At 47.0% G+C, this 25,751-nt stretch carries 20 protein-coding genes; 6 read left to right on the top strand and 14 right to left on the bottom strand.

What is annotated here, in order from left to right; all coding sequences use genetic code 11:
* Positions 1 to 75: 75 nt before the first annotated feature.
* Complete coding sequence (locus U1F02_RS05035; protein ID WP_409989272.1) at positions 76 to 1,539, bottom strand: amino acid permease; 1,464 nt, start codon at positions 1,537 to 1,539, stop codon at positions 76 to 78.
* A 232-nt stretch (positions 1,540 to 1,771) separates the two neighbouring features.
* Between U1F02_RS05035 and U1F02_RS05030 the strand changes: the two genes are divergently transcribed.
* Positions 1,772 to 5,875 carry a PAS domain S-box protein gene (locus U1F02_RS05030; RefSeq protein WP_409989271.1) on the top strand — a complete coding sequence of 1,368 codons (4,104 nt, stop codon included), beginning with the start codon at positions 1,772 to 1,774 and terminating at the stop codon, positions 5,873 to 5,875.
* Here the strand turns inward: U1F02_RS05030 and U1F02_RS05025 are convergent.
* The 3 genes from U1F02_RS05025 to rluD are packed head-to-tail and all read right to left on the bottom strand — an operon-like array spanning position 5,872 to position 7,961.
* The gene (locus U1F02_RS05025) at positions 5,872 to 6,216 is read right to left on the bottom strand and encodes a hypothetical protein (RefSeq protein ID WP_409989270.1); all 345 of its coding nucleotides are present in this window, start codon (positions 6,214 to 6,216) and stop codon (positions 5,872 to 5,874) included. The two genes, U1F02_RS05030 and U1F02_RS05025, sit on opposite strands and share 4 nt — an antisense overlap.
* A gap of 7 nt (positions 6,217 to 6,223) precedes the next feature.
* Complete coding sequence (gene pgeF / locus U1F02_RS05020; RefSeq protein ID WP_409989269.1) at positions 6,224 to 6,982, bottom strand: peptidoglycan editing factor PgeF; 759 nt, start codon at positions 6,980 to 6,982, stop codon at positions 6,224 to 6,226.
* A 10-nt stretch (positions 6,983 to 6,992) separates the two neighbouring features.
* Positions 6,993 to 7,961, bottom strand: a complete 969-nt coding sequence (rluD, locus tag U1F02_RS05015; protein WP_409989268.1) for a 23S rRNA pseudouridine(1911/1915/1917) synthase RluD — start codon at positions 7,959 to 7,961, stop codon at positions 6,993 to 6,995.
* Positions 7,962 to 8,104: 143 nt separating this feature from the next.
* Here rluD and U1F02_RS05010 point away from each other — a divergent pair, with 143 nt between their 5' ends.
* Positions 8,105 to 9,013 (top strand): outer membrane protein assembly factor BamD, encoded by a 909-nt coding sequence (locus U1F02_RS05010; protein WP_409989267.1) that lies wholly within the window; start codon positions 8,105 to 8,107, stop codon positions 9,011 to 9,013.
* Positions 9,014 to 9,237: 224 nt separating this feature from the next.
* On the opposite strand, the gene U1F02_RS05005 is transcribed toward U1F02_RS05010, so the two are convergent.
* Entirely contained in the window at positions 9,238 to 10,866 is a 1,629-nt protein-coding gene (locus U1F02_RS05005) for an NAD+ synthase (RefSeq protein ID WP_409989266.1), read from the bottom strand.
* A gap of 312 nt (positions 10,867 to 11,178) precedes the next feature.
* On the opposite strand from U1F02_RS05005, the gene U1F02_RS05000 reads away from it, so the two are divergent.
* On the top strand, positions 11,179 to 12,783 hold the full coding sequence (locus tag U1F02_RS05000; RefSeq protein ID WP_409989265.1) for a sensor histidine kinase: 1,605 nt from the start codon (positions 11,179 to 11,181) through the stop codon (positions 12,781 to 12,783).
* 14 nt (positions 12,784 to 12,797) lie between these two features.
* Positions 12,798 to 13,208: a DUF6524 family protein gene (locus U1F02_RS04995; RefSeq protein ID WP_409989264.1), complete on the top strand. Its 411-nt coding sequence runs from the start codon at positions 12,798 to 12,800 to the stop codon at positions 13,206 to 13,208.
* A 142-nt stretch (positions 13,209 to 13,350) separates the two neighbouring features.
* On the opposite strand, the gene smrA is transcribed toward U1F02_RS04995, so the two are convergent.
* The 7 genes from smrA to acs all read right to left on the bottom strand — a co-directional run bounded on the left by smrA (position 13,351) and on the right by acs (position 21,762).
* Positions 13,351 to 13,965: a DNA endonuclease SmrA gene (smrA, locus tag U1F02_RS04990; protein WP_409989263.1), complete on the bottom strand. Its 615-nt coding sequence runs from the start codon at positions 13,963 to 13,965 to the stop codon at positions 13,351 to 13,353.
* A 101-nt stretch (positions 13,966 to 14,066) separates the two neighbouring features.
* Positions 14,067 to 15,074 (bottom strand): hypothetical protein, encoded by a 1,008-nt coding sequence (locus tag U1F02_RS04985; protein ID WP_409989262.1) that lies wholly within the window; start codon positions 15,072 to 15,074, stop codon positions 14,067 to 14,069.
* A 139-nt stretch (positions 15,075 to 15,213) separates the two neighbouring features.
* Entirely contained in the window at positions 15,214 to 16,731 is a 1,518-nt protein-coding gene (locus tag U1F02_RS04980; RefSeq protein ID WP_409989261.1) for a TolB family protein, read from the bottom strand.
* A gap of 257 nt (positions 16,732 to 16,988) precedes the next feature.
* A complete protein-coding gene (locus U1F02_RS04975; protein WP_409989260.1) occupies positions 16,989 to 17,651 on the bottom strand; it encodes a hypothetical protein in 663 nt (220 codons plus the stop codon).
* Between the two features lie 24 nt (positions 17,652 to 17,675).
* Positions 17,676 to 18,362, bottom strand: a complete 687-nt coding sequence (locus U1F02_RS04970; RefSeq protein WP_409989259.1) for a hypothetical protein — start codon at positions 18,360 to 18,362, stop codon at positions 17,676 to 17,678.
* A 532-nt stretch (positions 18,363 to 18,894) separates the two neighbouring features.
* Complete coding sequence (locus tag U1F02_RS04965; protein WP_409989258.1) at positions 18,895 to 19,746, bottom strand: energy transducer TonB; 852 nt, start codon at positions 19,744 to 19,746, stop codon at positions 18,895 to 18,897.
* 78 nt (positions 19,747 to 19,824) lie between these two features.
* Positions 19,825 to 21,762 (bottom strand): acetate--CoA ligase, encoded by a 1,938-nt coding sequence (acs, locus tag U1F02_RS04960; protein WP_409989257.1) that lies wholly within the window; start codon positions 21,760 to 21,762, stop codon positions 19,825 to 19,827.
* Between the two features lie 238 nt (positions 21,763 to 22,000).
* Between acs and U1F02_RS04955 the strand changes: the two genes are divergently transcribed.
* Both U1F02_RS04955 and U1F02_RS04950 read left to right on the top strand, forming a co-directional pair.
* Positions 22,001 to 23,239 (top strand): putative DNA modification/repair radical SAM protein, encoded by a 1,239-nt coding sequence (locus U1F02_RS04955; RefSeq protein ID WP_409989256.1) that lies wholly within the window; start codon positions 22,001 to 22,003, stop codon positions 23,237 to 23,239.
* Positions 23,240 to 23,248: 9 nt separating this feature from the next.
* Complete coding sequence (locus tag U1F02_RS04950) at positions 23,249 to 24,040, top strand: TIGR03915 family putative DNA repair protein (RefSeq protein WP_409989255.1); 792 nt, start codon at positions 23,249 to 23,251, stop codon at positions 24,038 to 24,040.
* Positions 24,041 to 24,104: 64 nt separating this feature from the next.
* On the opposite strand, the gene panD is transcribed toward U1F02_RS04950, so the two are convergent.
* Positions 24,105 to 24,503, bottom strand: coding sequence for an aspartate 1-decarboxylase (gene panD, locus U1F02_RS04945; RefSeq protein WP_409989254.1), 399 nt, complete (start codon positions 24,501 to 24,503; stop codon positions 24,105 to 24,107).
* Between the two features lie 195 nt (positions 24,504 to 24,698).
* On the bottom strand, positions 24,699 to 25,550 hold the full coding sequence (gene panC / locus U1F02_RS04940) for a pantoate--beta-alanine ligase (protein WP_409989253.1): 852 nt from the start codon (positions 25,548 to 25,550) through the stop codon (positions 24,699 to 24,701).
* Positions 25,551 to 25,751 lie beyond the last annotated feature (201 nt).

Raw genomic sequence — 25,751 nt, 5'->3', positions numbered from 1 at the left:
ATCAGGAATTAAGGATGACTTTTGTCAAAAAAAAACATAAAAAAAGGCGCATTGAGTGCGCCTTGTAACTGAAATTTAGGGCTGCTGCCTAAGTTTGCTTTTTCGGATTCCATATAAGAAATAAATCACTAAACCAACAGCAAGCCATAGCACAAAGCGTAAATGCGTTTGCCATGGCAAGGGAATAATTAAAGCCGCGCAAGAAATAACACCTAAGGATGACAACACAATTCCATAGGGCATTTTAAACGGGCGAGGCAGATCAGGATGCGTATACCGCAACACAATTACACCAATACACACCAAGACAAACGCAGTGAGCGTGCCTATATTTACGAGCTCTGCCAGCGCATTCAACGGAATAAAACCTGCCATAACCGCCATGATTAGCCCGCATATAACCGTATTTTTCACTGGTGTTTTGGTCTTGGAATTAACCGTCGCGAAAAATGGTGACACCAAACCATCGCGCGACATTGCGGTGAGAATACGAGTCAGTGCGTAATAAAGAACTAGCATTACTGTAGTGAGGCCAGCAATAACACCCGTAGCCACCAAGGCCGATGCCCAACTCACCCCCACTCGTTCTAAACCAAAAGCCACGGGAGAGGACACGTTTAATTCTTTATAAGAAACCATGCCCGTTAATACACCGGAAACAATGATGTAAATAAGCGTACAAAAAATTAACGAGGCGAGAATACCGATTGGAATGTCGCGCTGCGGTTTGTTTGCCTCAGCCGTTGCGGTTGACACCGCATCAAAACCTACATAAGCAAAAAATACGACTGATGCACCAGCAAAGATACCCAGCGGTTTGCCCAACTCATCGTGCGAGAACCACCCGAAAGGAATAAATGGACTCCAGTTTTCTGGATTAATATGAAAGATACCCACAGACAAGAAAATTACGATGGCCAACAATTTTACAAACACCATTGCGGTATTTAATTTGGCGCTTTCCTTTACACCCACAATAAGCATAAGCATCAAGACAAAAATAATGCTGAACGCAGGTAAATTTACAATACCGCCATCAGGCAAACCTGTCACCGCGTTAACTGCAAATGGACCTTTGGTTAAGTAATCTGGCAAACCTAAACCAATCGCATGGAGTGCGTTATTGAAATACCCCGCCCAACCATTCGCAACAGCAGCCGTCGCAACACCGTATTCAAGAATTAAATCCCAACCAATAATCCACGCAATAAATTCACCGAAGGCGGCATAGGAATAACCATAAGCACTGCCTGCTCCACCAACGCTTGCCGCCAATTCCGCGTAGGCCAGCGCAGCAAAGGCGCAGGCTAAGCCGGCGAGAATAAATGAAATGATAACGGCGGGGCCGGAAGTTGTAGCAGCCGCAACGCCGGTCAATACAAAAATACCCGTACCTATAATGGCGCCAATCCCCATCAGCGTCAGGTCAAATGCACTCAAACAGCGCTTTAAACCTATATTATCGACATCGTCCATTACCGCTTTTTTGCGCAGCAACGCATTTAAAAACGAGCTATGCGCCATTTTATTCTCCGTCATTTTTTAAGCCCTTTGGACACTGGATTTTTATTTAAAAAGAATGAATATTGTGTGGCCAAGCCCTTGCGCCGATCTGACATTTTATTTTTTTAACCTACACTAAGGAATGATTAGTCTTCGCCCCTGAGATTTTATCCTGACAACTTATTGCTTCAGTTCCGGCCGGATTACATTACCGTAACGATTAAGTTGCAAACTATCCATCTCCCAGACTGAAAGAACGGAAATCGACATGCCTGTTACCAAATCTTCTGCAGAAATTTCGTGGAGTAGCTGGCTCGCTCTTGGTCTGATTGCTGCACTAATCGCAAGCTTTACCCTATACGTTCTTTCTGAAAAACAGGTGGATCGGCTGGGTGCCCAACGTCATCAGCTGTTGCTCTACGCCGATGAACTGCGCCAATCGTCCGATGATCTTACGCGAATGGTGCGCAGTTACGCGGCAACCGGCAACCCCATCTATAAAGAATTCTATCAGGACATCATCGCTATTAGGGATGGCAAACTACCGCGCCCAAAGGGATATCACAACAATTATTGGCATGTCGCCCTGGCGAACGGGAGCTTTAAGCCCTCCTTCAACGGACGCAAGGTGTCTTTACTGGAACTCATGCGTGAATCGGGCGCGAGCGATATGGAGCTTCGTCTGCTCAATGAAGCCAAAACCAATTCAGACACCCTGAATAGCCTCGAGAGCCAGGTCATTGATATGGTTGCGAACAATGCAACAATCAGTCCAACGGAGCAAAGCAAAGCCCTCGATATTTTGCACGGCGAGGCATACGACCGCGCTAAAGCCAACATCATTATCCCCATAGACAACTTCTATAACTTAGTTGAAACCCGTACCTTGCGTGAGCTCGAGGAATCCAAGCGTACTGCTTACTTGATGAGGCTCTTGGTGATTTCGCTCGCCGCAAGTGTGGCTGCCATACTATGGCGAATCAGTTCAGGTATCAGAACCACCCTTGGTGGGTCTGTCTATCAGGTTTACGAGCAAATTTCGCGCTTGGGGAAAGGTGATTTCACCGGCTCATTAGAAGTCGATGATGATAAAAAGAACAGCATTTTGGGGTGGCTGGAAGAAACCCAGCGGAACCTCCTAAACGCCCAGGAAAAACGCGAACTGGCCGAAATAGCCAGAAGCAACAGTGACGCCCGCTACAAAGCTTTATTTGCCAATATTCAGATAGGAATTGTCATCTTTGTGGCCGACCCGGAAAAGGCTCTGGTAGACGCCAACGAGTGTTTTTGCGACATGCTCGGCTACAGCCGAGATGAGATTTCCAACCTGCTTCCAAAAGACGTAGTGGCAGAAGCCCAGCACCAAGACGTTGAGCCCGCCATAGACTCAATCAAAACCAACGATCTGTTCCGCGAATGGCTACTTAAACGTAAGGATGGCTCCCTATTCACCGCTGAAGTACTTTCAACCAAGATGCCCGACGGTACCATGATGTCTATGGTGCGCGACATTAGTGCGCGCAAAATTGCTGAAGAAAAGCTTAGGGCCAGCGAGCAAAACCTCGCAATCACTCTGCAATCCATCGGCGACGCGGTCATAGTGACCGACACAAGCGGCGCCATCACGCGGATGAACCCTACCGCCGAGCGATTGACCGGCTGGCCACTTACTGAAGCGCGCGGTAAGCCGCTGATAGAGGTATTCAGGATTAGAAACGCGCAAACCGGTAACCCAGCCACCAATCCCGTTGAATTGGTTATAGCCCAAGGCAAGATTGTGGGTTTGGCCAACGGTACAAAGCTGCATGCACGCGATGGTTCTGAATACCAAATTGCGGATAGTGCCGCCCCTATTCGCGATGCCGAAGGCAAGATTGTAGGTGTAGTGCTTGTATTCAGCGATGTTACGGCGAGGTACGAATCCGAAGCGGCTGTGCGTCGTGCCGATGAACGCCTTCGCCGCACATTCAAGCTAATCCCCAATCCCCTCACCTTACAGGATCCTCAAGGGGTAATGATTGATTGCAGCGATGCTTTCTGCGATATCACCGGCTTTAGTCGCGCTGAAATCATAGGGCGAAACACTGCGGATCTCGGTATATGGGTCGATGGCCCCGAACGGGAAACAATGCGGCAACGGTTATTGGCGGAGGGGCGGATCGACAAATTCGAGATGCAACTGCGACGCCGCGACGGCAGTATTCGCATCATGCAATTGTCCGCTCGCTATCTCACGGCCGACCCGGAGCCGCTTCTGCTCGGCACCGCACACGACATCACCGACCTTAAACTTGCCGAAGAAGCAGTGCGGCAGAACGAGCGTTTTATCGCCACCTTGGCACACAACATTCCTGGCATGGTGTCCCACTGGACAACAGACCTTCTGTGCAACTTCGCAACCAAAGCCTATGCTAACTGGTATGGCAAAACACCCGACGATGTCTACCGTTCGCCCATGCATGAAGTTTTGGGTGAATCGGTGTTTAGTGAGAGTGAACCATACGTAAAAGCAGCTCTCGCGGGCATGGCTCAAAGTACTGAGAACATGGTGGACGGAAAATACGTGTGGAGCCAGTACATTCCAGATATAGAAAACGGTAAGGTCGAAGGCCTGTTTCTGGTTGCAACGGACATCACCAAACGCAAGCACGCGGAGTTAGCCCTGCAAGAATCCGTGCTGCACACTCAGGCAATTCTGGACAACATGTTTGACGGCGTTATTACGATCAATACCGGTGGGCAAATAGAGTCATTCAACGTGGCGGCGAGCCGGATATTTGGCTACGCACCGGAAGAAGTCATGGGAAAAAACGTCAGCCTGCTAATGCCTGGCCATTTCAGAGCAAGGCATGAAGCCTATCTTCAACGACACGAAACAGAAGGTGGCCCCGTCCTCAACACCCTTCGCGAAGTGGAGGGTTTACGCAAGAACGGTGAAATCTTCCCCATGAGCCTTTCCATTACCAAAGTGTTGCGTGCCGATAGAACAACTTTTGTAGGATTGGTTCGCGATATTAGCCAGCAGCGTCAGGATGAAGAAGAAATTTACCGCTTGGCGTTCTACGATCCGCTTACCAATTTACCGAATCGCCGCTTGTTATATGATCGCTTACAACAAGCGATGATTACCTCAAGCCGTACCGACCAACACGGCGCATTGATGTTTTTGGATTTGGACTATTTCAAACAACTCAACGACAGCCTCGGCCACGACCTCGGCGATATTTTGTTGCAACAAGTGGCCTCTCGTTTGCAAAGTTGTGTGCGCGAAGGCGACAGCGTTGCACGCATGGGCGGCGACGAATTTGTAATGTTAATGGAAGCGCTCAGCCCTTACCCGAATGAAGCAGCCTCGCAAGCCGAAATGATCGCAGATAAAGTCCTGCATGCTTTATCAGAGCCATACAAGTTGCGTGAATATTCTTACCTTATTACACCGAGTATTGGCATTGTGCTGTTCTGGCACCAAACCGATTCTATTGAAGAGCTTCTCAAAAAAGCTGACGTTGCCATGTACCAAGCTAAAACGGCTGGCCGCAACACGGCGCGCTTTTTTGACCCCACCATGCAAGCAGCCGTTTCAGTTCGTGTTGAACTGGAAAAAAATATGCGTATGGCATTAACCAAACAGGAATTTTTATTGCACTACCAACTGCAAGTTGATCGCACAGGAAAAACTATAGGTGTGGAAGCACTTTTGCGCTGGAAGCATTCTGAACATGGAATGATTTCACCCGCTGCATTTATTCCGCTCGCCGAAGAAACCGGGATGATTTTGCCTATAGGCCAATGGGTTTTAGAAACAGCATGTATGCAGTTGGTAGAGTGGGCTCGATCACCAGAAACCGCCACTTGGTGTATGTCCGTTAACGTGAGCATTATTCAATTTTCGCACCCGGATTTTGTCGCAAACGTAAAAACCGCGCTGCAAAAAACCGGCGCAAATCCTCACTATCTGAAACTTGAATTAACCGAAAGCATGCTGGCGAAAGATGTGGAGGAAGTGATTGTAAAAATGGTAGAAATCAAATCACTCGGCGTGACATTTTCGCTCGATGATTTCGGCACCGGTTACTCATCGCTTTCTTATTTAAAACGCCTGCCTTTGGACCAATTAAAAATCGATCAATCCTTTGTACGCGATTTACTGACAGACCCAAACGACGCGACTATCGCGCGCACAATTGTGGCACTTGGCCATAGTCTTGGCTTAAGTGTTATTGCAGAAGGTGTTGAAACAGCTGAGCAACGAAACGTGTTAGCGGAAATGGGTTGCGACGCATACCAAGGTTATTATTTTGCGCGCCCGACAGAAGCAGAAGATTTAGATGCAGCAGTCATTAATCTTCCTGATCAACATCAGTATCATTAATCGTAAACCCAGCGCTTTTCGTTTGAGAGATAAATACCTATTCCAATAAAACCGTCAGATACTTGAAAACTAAATCCATCAGTGTCAGCGATGTAATTGCACTCTGCTGGATCATATCGCCATGAAAAGGATGGCTTTTCAAAATCGAGAATGGTTTTGGGGAAAACGCCGTGGGCCGTTTTAAAGGCTTCAATTTGCGGAATGTAGCGGGAACAAAATGTGTCGTAATGTCTAAAGCCGTTGGTCAACAGATAGTAAATGCTTAACAAATACAAAGCACCTAGGGCGACTAAAATACAACTGGCGACTATTAAACTCTTCTTATATTTTGCCAGCCACATAAAAACATTATTCCAACCAAATAAGACTCGCCATACGACCGGTCATTTTATCGCGGCGGAACGAATAAAATTTATCGGCTTGCGCGTAGGTACAGAAATCTCCGCCGTAAATCTGTGTTACTCCCAAAGCATTTAATTCAGCACGCGCTAAAGCATAGATATCCGCATAAAAATGCAACGGTCTTTTGGCAGAGACAAACGCTTTAGCAATCGCATCGGCATGCGTAGGGTTTCTGGCTGCTTTGAAAAATGCCTCGAGCACATCCACACCCACCTCAAAATTCGGCTGAGAAATGGCAGGGCCTAAATAGGCAAGAATTTTTTCAGGCTTGCACAAAAATTTATCCAACGCACGAGCCGTAATGCCTTTTGCCAAGCTGCGCCATCCACAATGAATAGCCGCAACTTCTTTGCCCTGTTCGTCGCATAACAAAATAGGTAGGCAATCGGCTGTCATCACCAAGCAAGCTTGACCAACCTCATTGCTATAGCTGCCATCTGCGGTGCGTACTAAACCGTCGCCCTTCGCATTTACAACTTTTACGCCGTGAATTTGCTCAAGCCATTGGGGATTTTTAGCTAGCCCTAATTCTTCACATAAAGCAGCGCGATTTTTTTCGACGGTTTGCGGATCATCGCCCACATGCAGCCCCATATTATTACTCGCATAGGGCGCAACACTCGCGCCGCCCTCGCGCGTTGTAATACATGCGCGAACATTCGCAGGGGCTGGCCACTTAGGGATGATGTGGTGGGTATTTTCCATGAGGTGGCGATTACTCCTTCGCCTCGTGCTCATAACCATGTTTAAGCGCTTCTAACAGATTTTTAAAATCTTCAGGCAGCGGAGCGGTCCACTCGGTGTATTCGCCCGTTCCGGGATGCTCCAAACCTAACTTGGCAGCATGCAGCGCCTGACGCGGGAAAGCTTTAAGGGTTTCCACTAAATGTTCGTTGGCACCTTTGGGAATTTTGAAGCTTTTGCCGTAGGTTTTATCGCCCACCAACGCAAAACCTATATGCGCCATATGTACACGGATTTGGTGAGTACGGCCGGTTTCCAGTTTTACTTTGATATGGGTGTGATGAGGGAAACGCGTGGCAACACGATAATGTGTCACGGCACGTTTACCGCCCTGACTTAAAACGGCCATCAATTTACGGTGGATAGGATGACGCCCCATGGGCGCGTTTACGGTACCGCCGCCGGTCATAGCACCAACCGCAACCGCCTCATATTCACGGCTTACGGTGCGATCCGCCAATTGCGCAACCAGATCTGTGTGAGCTTCCAAGGTTTTGGCAACGACCATCAAGCCGGTGGTTTCTTTATCAAGGCGATGCACAATCCCCGCACGTGGCAAATTAATCAGCTCAGGAATATGGTTGAGCAAGGCATTTACCAAGGTGCCGGTATAGTTGCCCGCTGCCGGGTGAACTACCAAACCGGCCTGCTTGTTGATGATCAACAAGTCGTCGTCTTCGTGGACTATATCCAGGGTAATCTCTTCCGGTTGCCAATCGCCCTGAGCTTCTAACTCGGCGTTTAAATCCAATGATTCACCGCCGATTAGCTTATCTTTTGGCTTGCCGATTTTGCCGTTAACACGCAGCTGGCCATCTTTAATCCAACTTTGCAGGCGCGAGCGCGAAAAATCAGGGAACAACTCTGAGGCCGCTTGGTCGAAGCGCAACCCACCCATGGAGAATGGCACTTGCACACTCAGTTCAAAAACATCTTTCATTTAGAAGTAAAACCTCAGTTTAGAAACGAATGCCGCTTTGGTATCGGCATGCTCTGTGTTTAAATACGCCCCTATTTTAAATCGGTTACCCGTTAAAATCCGACGAAAAACTCTGTCACCCAAACTATTTGAGTTAACTTTTTATGCTTAAGCGATTATTGACCCTTGCTCTGATTGGCTCACTTGCGCTGCTGACTGCATGTTCTTCCAGTAAGAAAGAGGAAAAATTCACCAGCGAGGCCGATCTTTACAACGCCGCCGAAGAGCAGCTGGAGCACGAACAATGGGAAGTCGCCATTAAAAACCTGCAAAAGCTGGAAGAGAACTTCCCCTTCGGCGCCTATGCCGAGCAAGGCCAACTTGAGCTGATCTACGCTTACTACAACTACAACAAGCCTGATGAAGCCATCGCCACCGCAAACCGCTTTATCCGCCTTCACCCCCAACACCGCAACGTGGACTACGCCTATTACATGATGGGCTTGAGTTCATTCACCAAAGACAAAGGCATGTTTGAGCGCATTATGCCCACCGACATGACCAAGCGTGACCCGGGTGCTGCGCGCGAATCTTTGGCTAACTTTACCCAATTGCTTAACCGCTTCCCCGATAGCCCTTACGCGGCGGATGCCAAGAAGCGTATGCTGTTCCTGCGTAACGGCCTTGCCCGCTACGAAATCCACGTTGCCAACTACTATTTCAAGCGCCAAGCGTACGTGGCTGCTATCAGCCGTGGCCGCTATGTAATTGAAAACTACCCACAAGCGCCGGCGGTACCCGATGCACTGGCCGTTATGGTACAGGGTTATCACCTGATCGGCATGCAAGATCGTGCGGACGAGGTTCTTCAAGTGCTACGCACTAATTACCCAAACTTCCCAGCGCTGAACAAAAAAGGCGAGTTTGACTACGATTACGCCTTCCAAGACCACGAGCGCAACTTCTTAGGAACCATTACCTTGGGCTTGTTTACCAAGCAAGAAACCATAGGTTTTGATACCCGCGAGCTCTATGACGCTCAGTACAAAAAGGCACCACGACTGGTTAAGTAAGTCGTGCGGATGAAAAAGGCGGGTTTTTACCCGCCTTTTTTGTACCCGTAACTTTTTGAAAGACACTCAACCCCCTCCCAACCTCCCCCTTGAAAAGGTGGAGGGGCTGAATATCACTTCGTCCCCACAATGGGCGAGACTCAACCCTATCAAATTTACCACTCACACTAATTTAATAGGGAGTTGGCTCCTCCCCTCTTTTCAAGGGGGAGGTTGGGAGGGGGTTAAACACCCATTTTCCAACCCGACGTAATCGGGTATCTGCGATCCCGTCCAAACCCGCGCTGGCTAATCCGAATCCCTACCGGCGCTTGGCGGCGTTTGTATTCGTTGACGTCTACCAACCGCACCGCACGTTCAACCTGATCGCGAGCAAAGCCTTTGGCGATAATTGCTTCTGCACTTAAGTCCTGTTCCACATACCAGTAAAGAATCTGGTCGAGGATTTCATAAGGCGGCAAGCTGTCTTCGTCCTTTTGGTCGGGCGCTAATTCGGCTGAGGGCGGACGGGTAATAACAGTTTCGGGGATAACTTCGCCCAAGGTGTTACGGTATTTGGCTAGGGCGAACACCAGCGTTTTGGGCACGTCTTTGAGTGCATCGAAACCACCGGCCATATCGCCATAGAGCGTGGAATAACCTACCGCCATTTCTGATTTGTTGCCTGTAGTCAGTACTAAATAGCCCTTCTTGTTAGAAATCGCCATCAAGAGCACACCACGGCAACGAGCCTGCAGGTTTTCTTCGGTGGTATCGCGCTTGGTGCCTTCAAACTCGTGTGCAAGCTGGGCCATAAAGGCTTCGTACATAGGTTCTATGCTGATGGAGCTGTATTTGACCCCCATGCGACGCGCTTGCTCGGCGGCGTCGTTTTTACTCAAATCCGATGTGTAGCGGAACGGCATCATTACCGCTTCGACGCGATCTGCCCCCAGAGCATCAACTGCCATGGCCAGCGTAAGCGCCGAATCAATGCCGCCCGACAAGCCCAGCACCACACCTTTGAAGCGATTTTTGTTCACATAGTCGCGCATGCCAAGTACCAAGGCTTGGTAAACGGCTTCGTGGTTACTGGGAATAGGCTCTAGCGTCTGAGCGGGTACGTAAACTTGGTCGTTATTGATTTGAATCTTGGCCGAGAACAGATCTTCATCGTAAGCCGGCGCGCGGAATTGGGTCTGACCAGACGCATCCACTACAACAGAACCACCGTCAAAAACCAGCTCATCTTGACCGCCAACCAAATTCACATAAACAACCGGCATTGCGCCTTCCTGCGCGCGGGCTGCAACTATGGCTTCGCGTTCGCTCTGCTTGCCTTGGTGGTAAGGCGATGCATTGAGGTTGAGCATAATCTTGGCACCAGCCGCCTTGGCTTGGGCCATAGGTTCTGGGTGCCAAATATCTTCACAGATGGTAATGGCAGCAGTCAGACCTTTTAAGTCAAACACGCATGCCTTTTCACCCGGTAGAAAATAACGCTTCTCATCAAAGACCTGATAATTAGGCAGACATTGCTTGGCATATTCCGCCACCAACTTACCTCCCTGAATCACGCCCGCCATGTTGAACAATTTGCCGTCGATACGTTTGGGATAGCCAAGAATAATCGCCAAAGACAGGTTTGCGTTTGTGATCTCCGCCAGCGCACGCTCAATGCGTAAATCCAAACTTGGGCGCAGCAACAGGTCTTCTGGTGGGTAACCCGTTAAGGTCAGCTCGGGGAAAATGACTGCATCAGCCTGTAATTCGGCTTCCGCCCGACGAGCAAACTCAATGACTTTTTGGGTGTTGCCCGGAATATCACCAACGTAGGTATTCAACTGCGCGAGGGCGATCGTGATTAACGACATGGCAGAAAATCTCTAAGGTTTACGAAAATTTGGTTGCGCTGTGAAACAGGTAACCAAGACCTGCAAAAACCAGCGTAAACTAGCGGCTTTGGTGGCTTGCCTCGGATGAAGGCTGCCAGCTCACAATAAGAGAGCGCAAAAAAGGAGCGCATTGTCTGCTAATCCGCCCTTAGAAGCAAAGGCGAACCTGTAAAATAGCGAGTTTGCCTGTCCCCGAAATCAAAACATAAGCCTCTTTGAAATTCACTGTAGCGATAGTTGCCGCTAACGCAAAATAATGACTCACGTTTTGTTAGAAAGAACTTTTATCCCATGAAATCATTTACACCCATAGCCTCCAGTTACAACCCGTTCGAATTGCTCCGCGTTTATACCTTCTACCGCACCCTACTCGGCATAGTGTTGCTGATTATGTTCCAAGGGCAACTCACGCCCAACGTGTTGGGCATGACCAACCCAACCTTGTTTTTATACGCGGTAGTTGGCTATACGATTTTTAACATCAGCACTGTACTGCTGTTATGGAAAGTAAGATTTTCCCCCTCACAAAAAATACTCTTTAGTTTATTTTTTATCGAAATCATCGCGGTTGTTGCACTTATGCACAGCAGCGGCGGCGCTTCGAGTGCGCTTGGCTATTTATTATTGGTAGCGGCCGCAGCAGGCGGTATGTTGCTACGCGGACAGATTGCTTTTTTTCTGGCGGCGCTTGCCAGCCTTATTGTTATTTCTGAAACCGTTTATCGGGCGATAACCGATACCTTACCCACAAATTCCAATGCGTTTTTCTCTGCTGGAATTCTCGGCGCGTTGATTTTTATCAGCGTGATTATTTTCCAATACCTTACCAAGAAAATTTTAACGAGCAATCAAGAAGCTTTATCGCAAGCCCATCATGCGGAAAACCTGCAAAAGATGGCACAACAAATCGTTGAACGCATGCGTACCGGCATTATGGTGTTGGACAAAGAAAACAACATCACCATGTTTAACAATGCTGCATCCAAACTTTTGGGGTTGGCAAACAATAATTCACCGCAACTTTCCGGCTCTCCAGAACTGCAAGAAAAAGTGGAACATTGGCAACGTACCCGTAAAAACCCCTCGCCGATTTTGCATGCAGATAGCGACAGCAATGACGAGGTAAAAGTAAACTTCGCCAAACTCGACCAAGGCGAAAACACGCTGATCTTTCTGGAAGATAACCGCGCAATCACCCAGCAAGCGCAACAACTGAAACTCGCTTCTTTAGGTCGATTGACCGCGAGCATCGCGCATGAGATTCGCAATCCCCTTGCCGCTATTAGTCACGCCAGCCAATTGCTATCGGAGGATAGCGAATTACCTGCTAGCGATAAACGCCTTGTCGAAATTATTGGTTCGCACACAAAGCGGGTAAATCAAATTATCGAAAATATTTTGCAGCTATCGCGCCGTCGCATATCCAACCCGCAAGCTATTCGCTTAGACGAGTGGCTCCCCAAATTTATTAGCGACTACTTGGCAGCGAAAAATCCGAAAGATAAACCGCTTATCGATTGCATTGCAGCCGATCCTATTCTGGCCAAGTTTGATGTTGGCCAATTGCAACAAGTGCTTACTAATCTTTGCGACAACGGGTTACGTTACAGCCACCCACCCGCCAACTGCCCACACTTGGTTTTGGAAGCGGGAATTGATGCAAATACTCAACAACCCTTTATCAAAGTCATTGATTTTGGCGACGGGATTAGCAAAGAAAATCTGGAGCACTTGTTTGAGCCATTCTTCACTACGGAAAACACTGGCTCGGGTTTGGGCTTGTATATCTGTAAGGAATTATGCGAGAGCAATCAAGCACTGCTTACCTACGAACGAACCCACGAAGGCTTGAGCTGTTTCCACATTCACTTGGCTCACCCTGATAAAATAATGTAATCGGAGAAAACACTATGCGACTCACCAGTTCTGGCATTGCGTTACGTTTTTTGTTTTCCATCTTGCTCGTTTTACTCAGCTATAACCCCAGCGGCTATTCCTATTTTCACTGGGTTTATCAGAACCTTCATACAATTACGCCTTATATTGCCATTGCCGGGCTAGTGCTAATTATTGGTTGGGCGATTTACATTAAAGCAACCCTAAATTCACTTGGCATTGCTGGAATTTTGTTAGCAAGCGCACTTTTTGGTTGCCTGATTTGGCTATTTATTTACTGGAAAATTTTGGATGTTCACAACACATCTGCGGTTGCGTGGGTAGTGGAAATTTTATTGGCAATCTTACTTGCGATAGGAATGTGCTGGTCTCACATTAGTTTGCGCTGGTCCGGGCAAGTTGATGTGGATGAGATCGAAAACTAATCTTCGGTAAGCATAAAAACTCACAAACCTATCTTTTATTATGCATTTCACTCACGCCATCCATGGCGTTCGCCCTTTGGGCAGCCTTCGGCTGTGCAAAAATGCTTTCCTGCATTTTTGTCACCGCAATATGTAGACTTAATTATTTTTTATTGTGCATTTCCCACGTTTCTAACTTTTTCTTTTCACTTTTTCGCAAGAGTACATAAGTCGCACCCACCCAACCGTGTTGCTTTTGGGCAGAGTGAAAGGCAAGAACTTGATCGAATTGAGGGAGCCAGTGATTTAGGCAGCTTTTTAATTGCGCGGGTAAACTACGGCCTTCACCTTTGCCATGGGTGATTAGCGCGCAGCGAATATCGTTGGTCATACAATCTTGGATAAATTGAAAAACCGCACGGCGCGCTTGATCGATGGTCATGTGGTGCAAATCCAAACGCGCATCTATTTGGTATTTACCCAAACGCAAATTACGGTAAACGCCGGTTTGCACACCATCGCGTTTAAACTCAATGACTGCCAAGGGATCGACCGGCTCAATATATTCACCAGAAAGGAAGTTCTTATCCTTTGCCAATTCTTCAGTGGCAGCCTTCCGACGGCGTTCCGCTGTCGCCTTATCAAGCGCAGCTTTGGCTAGGTCAACCTTGGCTTCTACTTGAATAGGCTTAACGCCTTTCATTTGCTGAAGGAAAAAATCGTCGTCTTGGTCGGCCATGGGAATATCAAAAAAATAAAGAAAAGATCGAGCAGACATTATATTTAAATCTTTTCCTTTTATCTAAGAACTTATTGGATAAGTTGATATAAAAAGGCCGCAGGTTTCACTGCAGCCTTTTTAGCTAGCAAATTAGAAATTTATTGCACGCGCCCCGTCATCCACGCTTTGCGAATCAAGCCGCCGCATTGCGCGGAATCTTTACCGCTACCGGGCTCGCCTTTGCGTGCAACAATTCCGTAGAAGGTTTTGGTTTTATCAATCCACGGGTAGAAACCAAAGGCACCGGCACTACTGAATGCTCCATCTCCAGAAACAGGATCTGTTTCAACCCAGTGGCCGAGCGAATAATCCCAGCTCAAATTACTCGGTACAGGCGTGTGTAACGCAGTCGCACAGGTTTGTGGATTGGTGCATACCGCGTGCGCACCCAGCAGATCGTTGATGAACAGCTGTTTGCTTAAAATTTTACGCAAGAAGACAGCGTAATTAGCCGCCGATGTATTCACACCACCCGCTAATTGTGGTGAACCAAAGGTGAATACGAAATCGGTTCCCAAATACATTTGCATATCGCGTTGCAGGGCGGCTTTATTGTCTGCACCTAGGCCCATATCAACTGCGAGTTTTTGAAAGTGGCCGCCGTTGTAATAAAACTTGCCCACGGCATCTGCATTGAAATCGTCGTTATGTCCGCCGCGGTTATTTTCTTCTTGAAAACATTGGGCAACAGTTTGCGAATTTCTTACGCCCGGCAAAATTTTGATGCAGGATGTCACGCCGAAGTTTGTATAGCCAGAAGACATAGTCAATGCCGCCACATCTTCGTCACTCACCTGACCTTGACGAGCCTGAACCACATAGGCGCCGAAAATCCATTTAGACGCAGATGCTATAGGCATTAGCGTATCAGCCTGATAACTCCTGTCCCCCGTTGAACCCGATACAAGCGATTGCGTTTGATCACCAATTTCCCAATAAAAGGGTTTGATCGCAACACACGCCGGATTGCGAATGGCGGTCTGTGTTGCCGCGTAGGCACGCATACTTGTCGCCACATTTGTAGATGCCGCACTTGCTGTCGCGCTTACCATAGCAACAACTAATCCAGCAAAGCCAAAGCAATATTTAACGGTTTTTTTACACATCCCCAAGCCCTCGTTCGTTGTTAGTTGAAGGTATAACGAACCAGGTTTAAAAAGGTTTACACGCGCAATCAACATTTTTAACGGAAATAAAAAAGGGCGCACAAGGCGCCCAAACACATGATTTTCCAACAAGTACAACTTACAACTGGGTATTGCTTACAAACGCAATTTTGGTTCCGTCTGGCGACCAGCTTGGAACATTGATAGTTCCCTGCCCGCCATAAACATAAGCAATGATTTTTGCTTCGCCGCCATCAACCGGCATTTCACGCAAGTAAACGTGGCGATAAAACGGGTGCTCATTGGGGTCAATGTCCGTCATGTAAGACAAAAACACAATCTTCTTACCATCGGGCGACACATGTGGGAACCAGTTGTTGTGGTTATCAAAGGTCAGCTGCTCTTGCTTGGTGCCATCAGGCAACATACGCCACAACTGCATCAAGCCCGTGCGGTTTGAATTGAAGTAAATGTATTTACCATCGGGCGAATACTCCGCACCATCATCCAGCGACGGAGCACGTGTTGACGTGAGCTTTGTTTCCTCGCGCGTTTTCAAATCAATGGTAAAAATATTAAATGACCCGTTGCGCTGACCGGTAAAGATCAGTTTTTTATTGTCGGGCGAGAAACCGTGTAAGTAAGAGTGACCCGCGCCAGTTGCATTAATTTGCACAGGTTTGCTGCTGCCTTTTATCGGCAACACATAAAGCGTGGAGTTGTTGTTATCTTCTTTTACGTGGCTGCTAATACCAATTTGCTTTCCATCCCACGACAACACGTGATCATTATTGTTATGCGATGCATAACCAGTATTAATAACGCTAGGTTTGCCGCTGGCGATATCAAAGTTGTACAGCAAACCGTTAGAGTTATAAATCAGTGATTTGCCATCACGCGTCCAATTGGGCGCTTGAATGGAATCTGGCGCACGGAACACAATTCGGCTATTACCCGTCGTTAAATCCAAAATTTCCAAATTGCTGCCAATGTAGTCTTTGTAAGGTTTAAAATCTTTTGCGGCGGGAACGGTAATTCGCACATTAGAAACCGTAGCGGTTTCCACCACATCAGCATTGTGTGCAGTCAACGCCAAACCAACAAACACTTTTTCGCCCAGTTTCACGTGAGAAACAGAGGTAACCTGAAAAGGCTCGCCTTTTTTTGCGGCACTAAAAATATAAACATCACCGCGACGTTCAAGTTGAATTACGTTAGCAGCTTTGATTTGCAGTGGATATTGATCAGTTTCGCCGCCCGATTTTTCGCGGAATTGTAACGAGACTAAACCATCACCATGAATTGCTGTATTAACGTTCGGGGAAGATGTGTCCAATGCGCTGCGAACATTCCAACCAATTTTGCGATGCGGATCTACACCTTCACCCTCAAACGCAACCTGCGCTTGCACGATAAAATCGCCCGTCATTTGGTTGTAGAGGTAATGCAATTGATCTTCCGCGCCCCACATATTTTTTCCTGAGGCACTGATTTTGTAGATTTGCTGGTTGGCATCGTAAACCACCTTGCCCGGTGTTTTTACGGCGCCTACATCCGCGTGATTTGAAAACTGACCAACGGCTTCTGCCCCAGCTGTTAGTGAATATGCCATTGCCAATAACCCTGCCATGCCGAACTTAAGTTTTTTTATAGTCATAGAGCCCTCTGTTTATGTGGTATATCGCTCAGGGGCTATGATTGTTGGCGAAAAATGTTGGGGCGTGGGCTCTTTTTACTCATATTTACGAAGCATTACAGCAATTAATAGTATGTCGATTACCGACTTGTAATTTCGCCCTAGCGGCAATGTTTATTAACCCGTTTGAGCTACGGAGAGAGAAACCGCCTCAGCTTATGATATATACCTCCAAGCTGTAGCTGGGGGATAAAAGGGGGAGCCACGAGCTAAAAAACTTATTTTTTCTCAATATAAAAAGCTGCGGAATTTTCTTTCTCGGAATACCCATTCCATATAATAGGAGCAAATACATCTAAATCTTTTTGCTTGAGCCGAGACATAATTTTCCCACTTATATTCGACAACTCATCTTTGTTTTCGAGGTGAATTTTTATTTCGCATGCTGTAGCTTTACAAACTACCGACTTAAGTTCTTTTGCCTGCAAATTCACATCTGTATAAAAAGCTTCTTTTAATTTTTTTTCATTACTAACTGCCCAATCATAATCAACTCGCTCTGTTAAAAATTTTTCGTACGCAGACTGTTCGACGGAGGATTTAGTTTCACTTGAATTATCAGGAGCGGAGGTAGTGAACTCTTGTGCTGCCGAATTATCAGCCGTTTGTGCACGGCTCAGGTGTTGAACTGGCACTTTTGTACTAGTAAGCTCACTGACAGGGCTATCGTTTTTCGCTTGCTGCAACCAGTCAGCTTTTATAATGATTAGTTTATTTCTTAATTCAGCAATTTGATGATTCAGTTCTGAAATACGGTTGTCGTCTGCAACATTTATTTGTTGTGTGCCTACACTGGAATTAAACGCGGCACTTAGTGCCCACCCAAGAAGCCAACTTACAGCCAAAACAATGATAATAAGAGGTAATTTAATTAATTTCATTTTTCTCACTTTGCTATCTAGATGTCAGAAAAAACGTACTTTAGGATCAGAAGAAACATAGATCCCTAAGACTTTATCCTTTTGGGATATTTTCATTTCACCTCCGCCCACAAAAAGCTCGTTATATTGCTTCTTCCCCATAACTCCATAAACATATTGAGCTATCGCACCTGTTTCAGCTAAATCTTGATAGAAAATTTCGATACGGCAATGCTTTGAACGGCATTCAATCGCCTTTATAGCCTTGCCCTGCAATTGTGGATCTGTTTGAAATGCTTTAAGAAGGCTTTCTTCCCTCACTCCCGCCCATGTTTTATCTATAGGTTCAGCCATAAAAATTTTGTCGCGCTCAGCATCCATATCAAAGTCAGGATTATTTTTGTAAAGCGCATTGATGCGATTTATTTCGGCCAGAGATTCTGCGTATAGTGGATAACTTTTAGGATCTACACCAGGTTGGGCTATTGAACTGGCGCTAGAGGCATACGTTTCTTCGGCCATCTTTACCACCCTATTTTTTTTTGCCTGAAGTTCCGACTCTTCTGCTTTTAATAAATTTAACTCAGCTTCCAAGCTCTGTATTTCAAGATTATGATCTGCTTTTAAAGCGATGTTCGAGTTGAGGTTCGAAGATAGAGACGCCTGATTCCACCCGGTGATAAATATAGCTATCGCGGCTACAATTACACTAAACCAAGTGATTTTTGACATAAAAATACTCTTATAAAATCAAACGATAAAAATTGAAGCAGAGATCGATAAACGACTACTGATTGCTCGCTAGTAGCCGTTTACTTTAACTAGACCAAAGAGTTAATTCTCAAGGCCAGATTGGCATATTGGCCACCACTACTTAGAGGTGAGTTAGGGCATTCAATCCACCAGTTGATCATCGGTGGGCTACCAAGGTAATTGTCAAACTGAATATGCTGGATACAAACCGACCCATTCATATTGATATAAGCGTCTTTATAGGTGGTATTGATATACTTTGGAGCCGGTCTGTAGTCCTTTATATCTAAAGCATTAGCAAAGGAACATATTAGAAAAGTTAGCGCGACTAACAATATATTTAATTTCACAATAAATTCCTCTTTATTAAATTTCAATTAACGGCAAATTACCTTATGCCGGGTGCATTATGACAAACATGACTAAAATTCCAACAACGAGAGTGAGATCAAGACTATCACCGTTACATTCAGTATCAAACGAAGCAGTAATGGCGCCAAATTCGACCCAACTAATACCAATTAGTCTTCTCTAAGATGCGACTGTGAGTCGCCCTTTTATTTTTAGGAGGATCGAGCCTACCGATTGACTCCTCAAGTGCTTTTGCCGTGCATTCAAAAATTACGGCCGTTGTTTTCCTTGCGGTATAAGCCGTAAAAATCTCGATATCCATTGTTTTTTCAACGTCGGGCGCATTTTCAACGGTGAAAGGTTTTAAATATTTATCGGCTTTAATAAGCGTTTCTGCGCAACTGCAAACTTCTGCTTCGGTAATTTTTTTAAAATTAACAGATTCAAAACTTTCTGTTTCGCTATTATTAAATGAGGAAACATAAAGACTGCAACTTTCTTTAAATTGACTCATAAATGTAGCGGGCGGAGTCTTATCTTCAAACGAATAATTTCCCTCCGAAGGAAGTTTTTGTTCTGGACTATCGGCTAGACGCCAGCGGTGATAGACAGGGTACCAAACAGCAACAGGTCCGCCGTTTTTAATCGCAGGTTCAAATTTGCAATTCGACAAAAATTTAATTGCCCCTTCATCCAATGCTGCAAAGCCGGATGACACCGCAACTCTGGCATCTACTACATTACCGGATTCATTAATCCTTAATTCCACACCAACTTTTCCTTCTTCGTTATCCCTGCGTGAAGTTGCTGGATAAACAGGTTCGCCACAAGAATTAGGTTTTAAAACAGGCTTTATAATTGATCGATCAAGAGGAGAAAGTTTGGTTTGGGTTTCCGGAATTTGTTTATTTTCCGATTGTTCCTGCACCGAAATTCCTGCAAACGAATTTGTGCTCAACGCTATAGCCAAAAGGGCAGAAAACGATAAAAATTTTTTGCTAAGCATTTTCATATATTCATCCATATGCAACATTAAATCCACAAAAAAAGGGGTGCAAATACTGCACCCCTTTTCATCACTCAAACACAATTATTTATTCGCCCGATTCTCAATCAACTGCGTCACTACGGATGGATCTGCAAGCGTTGAGGTATCGCCCAATGAATCAATTTCGTTGGCGGCGATTTTGCGCAGAATGCGGCGCATGATTTTGCCGGAGCGAGTTTTGGGTAAACCCGGTGCCCATTGGATAATATCGGGGCGTGCGATTGCGCCGATTTCTTTTACCACTAACGACAGCAATTCTTTTTTCAATTCATCGCTGGGTTCTTCGCCGCTCATCAAAGTCACGTAGGCGTAAATGCCTTGGCCTTTGATGTCGTGCGGGTAACCGACCACAGCAGCCTCGGCAACTTTTTCGTGCAACACTAATGCAGATTCAACTTCGGCAGTACCCATGCGATGGCCGGATACGTTAAGTACGTCGTCTACGCGGCCGGTAATCCAGTAGTAGCCATCTTCATCGCGGCGTGCGCCGTCACCAGTGAAGTAGTAACCGGGGTATGTGCTGTAGTAGGTGTCGATGCAGCGTTGGTGATCGCCGTAAACGCTGCGAATTTGGCTTGGCCATGCAGCTTTGATTACGAGGTTGCCCTCGCCCGCACCGAGCACTTCTTTTCCTTCTGCATCCAAGAGCGCTGGCTGTACGCCGAAGAAGGGAAGAGTCGCTGAACCGGGTTTCAAGGCAATGGCGCCGGGCAACGGAGTGAGCATGTGTGCACCGGTTTCGGTTTGCCACCAAGTATCTACAATCGGGCAGCGGCTATCGCCAATTACGCGGTAGTACCATTCCCAAGCTTCAGGATTGATTGGTTCGCCTACGGTGCCGAGCACACGCAAGCTGGAACGGGCAGTCTTTTTCACCCAGTCATCGCCCGCACCCATAAGCGCACGAATGGCGGTTGGAGCAGTGTAGAAAATGTTGACTTGATGCTTGTCGATGACTTGCCATAAGCGCGATGCATCCGGGTAAGTTGGAACACCTTCAAATACCAAGGTAGTCGCGCCGTTGGTCAGCGGGCCGTAAACGATATAGCTGTGGCCGGTCACCCAACCCACATCCGCCGTACACCAATAGGTATCGCCTTCTTGATAGTCGAATACGTATTTGTGGGTCATGGCTGCTTGCAGCAAATAACCGCCGGTTGTGTGCAATACGCCTTTGGGTTTGCCGGTTGAACCCGAGGTGTAGAGGATAAACAGTGGGTCTTCCGCATCCATGACCTCTGGTTCACAACTTGTAGGTTGTTTGGCGATAAGGTCGTGGTACCAGAAATCGCGCGCGTTATCCCAACTAATTGAACCTGCGGTACGGCGAACCACGATGCAGGTATGAACATTCGGGCAGCTCGCTAGCGCTGTATCTGTGTTTGCTTTTAAGGGAACGCGCTTGCCACCGCGTAAACCCTCATCTGCGGTGATCACCACTTGGCAATCTGCATCCAAAATACGGTCTTTCAGGGCTTCAGGAGAAAAGCCACCGAACACCACTGAATGAATCGCACCAACGCGGGCGCAAGCCAGCATGGCATAGGTCGCCTCGGGAATCATGGGCATGTAAATACAAACGCGGTCGCCCTTCTTCACGCCGCGGGCGCGTAAGGCATTGGCGAGCTGGCAAACTTCGTCATGTAGCTCTTGGTAGGAAATAAATTGATCTTCGTCCGGGTCGTCACCTTCCCAAATAATCGCCACTTGGTCTGCGCGGGCGGGAAGGTGTCGATCAATACAGTTAACCGACACATTAAGCTTGCCGTCGATAAACCAAGCCACCTCACCTTTTTTCAAATCACTCTTGGTCACCTGCGACCAAGGTGCTTGCCATGTCAAAAACTGCTTGGCCTGCTCTGCCCAAAAAGCATCTGGATCTGTAACTGACTGCTGGTACATGGCTTGATACTGCTCGAAATTGAGCGTATCCATTTTTTTAAAATGATCGGGAACAGGGTAAAGCTGCACGTCTGACATGGTTGATTCTCACTACTGTTATTTTGTTTTACAGATGCGCGCCATGTAACAGGTTTCACCCCCCGTAGCACGCCAAAAGTCGGCGTTTAGCTTAACAGTTCGCTTAGAGGATTTTCAGCTCTAAACAAAAATTTATGCGTTTTTAAACCTACATCGCAGTTCCAAACGCGCATTTATTGCTTGCCCTTAACAACTGGTTAAATATACAGTTAGCAATAGTTAACCGAGGGTCCCAACCATGAGCAACTTACTGGAAAAACTGACGATTTTGTCAGACGCCGCCAAATACGATGCGTCCTGCTCCTCCAGCGGCAGCAAGCGCGCCAATCATAACAAGGGGCTGGGTGACGCAACGGGAATGGGGATTTGCCATAGTTACACCGAGGATGGTCGCTGCGTTTCCCTGCTGAAAATTTTGCTGACCAACCACTGCATTTACGACTGCGCCTACTGCGTAAGCCGCCGCAGCAACGATGTAAAACGCGCTGGCTTTACGGTCGCAGAGGTCGTTGAATTGACCATCAACTTCTACCGCCGCAATTACATTGAAGGCTTGTTTTTAAGTTCGGGGATATTCAAAAGTGCGGACAACACTATGGAGCGCTTGGTACGCGTCGCAAAAACCTTACGCACTGAGCACAATTTCAACGGTTACATTCATTTAAAAGCGATTCCCGGCGCAAGCCCGGAGTTGTTACACGAAGCCGGCCTTTACGCTGATCGCTTGAGCGTAAATATTGAAATTCCTTCGGAGATGAATTTAAAGAAAGTGGCGCCGGAGAAAAACTACGCCGACATCATTACGCCCATGAATTACCTCTCGGACGAAAAAATACGTTACACCGATGAGAAAAAACATCTGCGCAAAACTCCGTTGTTTTTACCCGCGGGCCAAAGCACGCAATTGATTGTGGGTGCAACACCGGAAAGCGATCAGCAAATTCTGCAGCTGGCCAACAACCTTTACGAGAAGCAAAAGTTAAAGCGCGTTTATTACTCGGGTTATGTGCCCATTAAAACTGACAACCGCGTTCCATTGCTGCCCTCGCCACCTTTGGTTCGAGAGAACAGAATTTACCAAGCCGATTGGTTGCTGCGGTTTTATGAATTTAATATCAACGACATAGTAAACGATAAAAATCCGAATCTGGATTTAGAAGTTGACCCTAAAGTCAGCTACGCCTTACGCAACCCGGAGCTTTTTCCGGTCGATATCAACCGTGCCGACTATCAAATGATTTTGCGCGTGCCGGGTATTGGCATTAAATCAGCGAAGAAAATTGTGAGCGCGCGAATTTATCAGCGCTTACATTTGGATCACTTGCAACAAATGGGCGTTGCGCTCAAACGTGCGCGGTTTTTCATTCAATGCCCGGGATTATTTTCGCCTCGAAAAGATTACCAAATGCACGAGCTAAAGCAATTTTTGGTCGCTGATAAATTCAGCCAGAAAAATCAGTTGCCCTTGTTCGCCTAGGAGCTTGCCATGAAAACCTACACCTACGATGGCAGTTTTGAAGGTTTGCTTAGCTGCGTGTTTCACATTTACGCCACCAAAACACCACCCACGCAAATTGCTTTGCCCGATCTTTTACAAACCAGTTTGCTGGATGAGGTTTGCCATATCACCACCAATACGGAACAGGCAGAACGCGTTATTACCGCCGTGGATAATTATTCTGACAGTCGCGGAGGTCAGTTGATTTACCATCTATTTCTCTCCGAAATCACAGAGGTTGAGATGACTATTTACCGGCTAATAAAAATCATCATGGATGCAAAAGACGCCGACGTCTTAAACAATTTTGCCAACGCCACTGTGCTGCAAGCTGCACAAATTGACCGCATGATTGGACGCGAAGTTCACCGCATGCACGCCTTCGTGCGTTTTCAAAAAACGCAAAGCGGGCTGTTTTTCGCCACCGTTGAACCCGACTTCAATGTGTTGCCTCTATTAGGTTCGCATTTTAAAAGCCGTTACGCCGATCAACCTTGGTTAATTCTGGATTGCAAGCGCGGTTATGGGCTCATGTATGATTTGGAAGATTGTGCGTTTATATCCGCGAGCGAACTCAATAAGCAAGATAAAAATCTTCTCGCCCTAGACGAACAGGAAATGAAGTTTCAGGATTTGTGGGGGGCTTATTTTAATAGCGTAAACATTAAAGAACGCGATAACCCGCGCTTACATCTTCGCCACATGCCACGCCGCTATTGGAAATACTTAACAGAGAAAGCGCCAAACCTGACCAAAAATAAGCGTGCCTCCGCAGCTTAATTTTTTTGCGAGAATCAAAAACAAAAAAAGCCGCGTTTGCGGCTTTTTAGAACAACTGCTCTGCTTATTTGAGCGGTTTTGTATCTTGGTTTTGCGTCGGAATCGAATCAGAGGTGCGGTTTACTGTGTTGTCTTCATTGAGGTAAACCAATTTGGGTTTATGCGCCGCTAACTCTTCATCGTTAAAGTAACCATAGGTGGCGATAATCACGCGGTCACCTACGGATACTTTACGCGCAGCTGCACCATTCATTGAAAAAGTGCCCGAACCCGCTTCCGCGAGAATGATGTAAGTGTGGAAACGCTCACCATTGCTCACGTTGTAAATATCAATTTGTTCGAACTCGCGCATACCAGCCAATTTCACCAAATCAGCATCAATCGCGCAGGAGCCGTCATACCAAAGTTCCGCTTGGGTGACTTTGGCCATGTGTAATTTTGCTTTGAGCATGTGAGTTAACATAACAATCTCCAGAAGCCGAATAATCAATTGCTAAGAGTACAAGGAGGTTGCTGTTCAATCGGGATGATTGCCGCGCAACCATAGTCCTTCATCGACTTCCATCGCTGGTCAATGAATTGCCAGCGCCCCGGTTTGAGTGCCGCCTCAGCGCACACTCGGGATCTCTACTATCCCGCCCTAAAATTCGCTTTGAGCTTAGCTCAAAACGAGTGACACATTATCTATCAAGCGCGCGCCTTGTGTATACATGGCGCCCAGAATGGTAATTTCCTTATCGTCGTGCGCCGCCATTTCCAAAGTGCGGCTGTTGCAAATACTCAGGTAATCAACCTTAAAACCTGCATTCAAAATTTGTTCTTTGGCGGTTTCCACCAAGGTGCTGAAATCGCGACGGCCGTTGGTGATTTCCTGCTTCACCCAGTTCAAGCTGCGGCTCAGCTGCGCCACGCGGGGGCGTTCGTCGGCCGTAATAAAACCGTTGCGCGAACTCATGGCCAAGCCATCGGCCTCACGTACTATGTCGCCCGCCACAATCTTGATGGGAATACACAGGTCTTCCACCATGCGGCGAATAACCGCCAATTGCTGAAAATCCTTAACGCCAAAAACGGCTTCATCGGGCTGAACGATATTGAACAGCTTGGTAACAACGGTAGTCACGCCCTCAAAATGGCCGGGGCGACTTGCGCCGCAGAGCACATCGGTCATGGTCGGTACGATTACACGTGTCTGCTCGGCCATGCCGTTGGGATAGATTTCTTTATCATTGGGGCAGAACAAGTAATCGCAGTGGGCGGCTTCCAACTTGGCGCTATCCGCCGCAAGCGTGCGTGGATACTTATCCCAATCCTCATTGAGCCCGAACTGTAGCGGGTTCACGAAAATGCTCGTTACCACCACGTCGCAATTGCGCTTAGCGATTTTCACCAGCTCTATGTGTGCATCGTGCAAGTTGCCCATAGTCGGCACAAAACCAATGCGTTTACCGGCGGCACGTTCTTTGGCCAAGGCATCGCGAAGACTTTGGATATGGTGAAAAACCTGCATTCAGTGGCCTTTTTCGGGAGTTTAAAACGGGCGCGGATAATACACCTTTGCCTTAGCCAAGTACATTTTTGATTGCTCAAATTTTAGCCTGCAAATAAGCCTCGTCCAGAATGACATTTGTAAACATTCGCTCCTTACGCCTGCCCTTAGGCTTGACCCTATTCGGCTTGATCACTAATATCTGCCAAAGCAGACATTGTT

The sequence above is a fragment of the Cellvibrio sp. genome, from assembly GCF_046347455.1.
Taxonomy (GTDB): Bacteria; Pseudomonadota; Gammaproteobacteria; order Pseudomonadales; family Cellvibrionaceae; genus Cellvibrio.
Note: the sequence above shows the minus strand (reverse complement) of the source record. Positions and strands in the feature narration are given on the sequence as shown.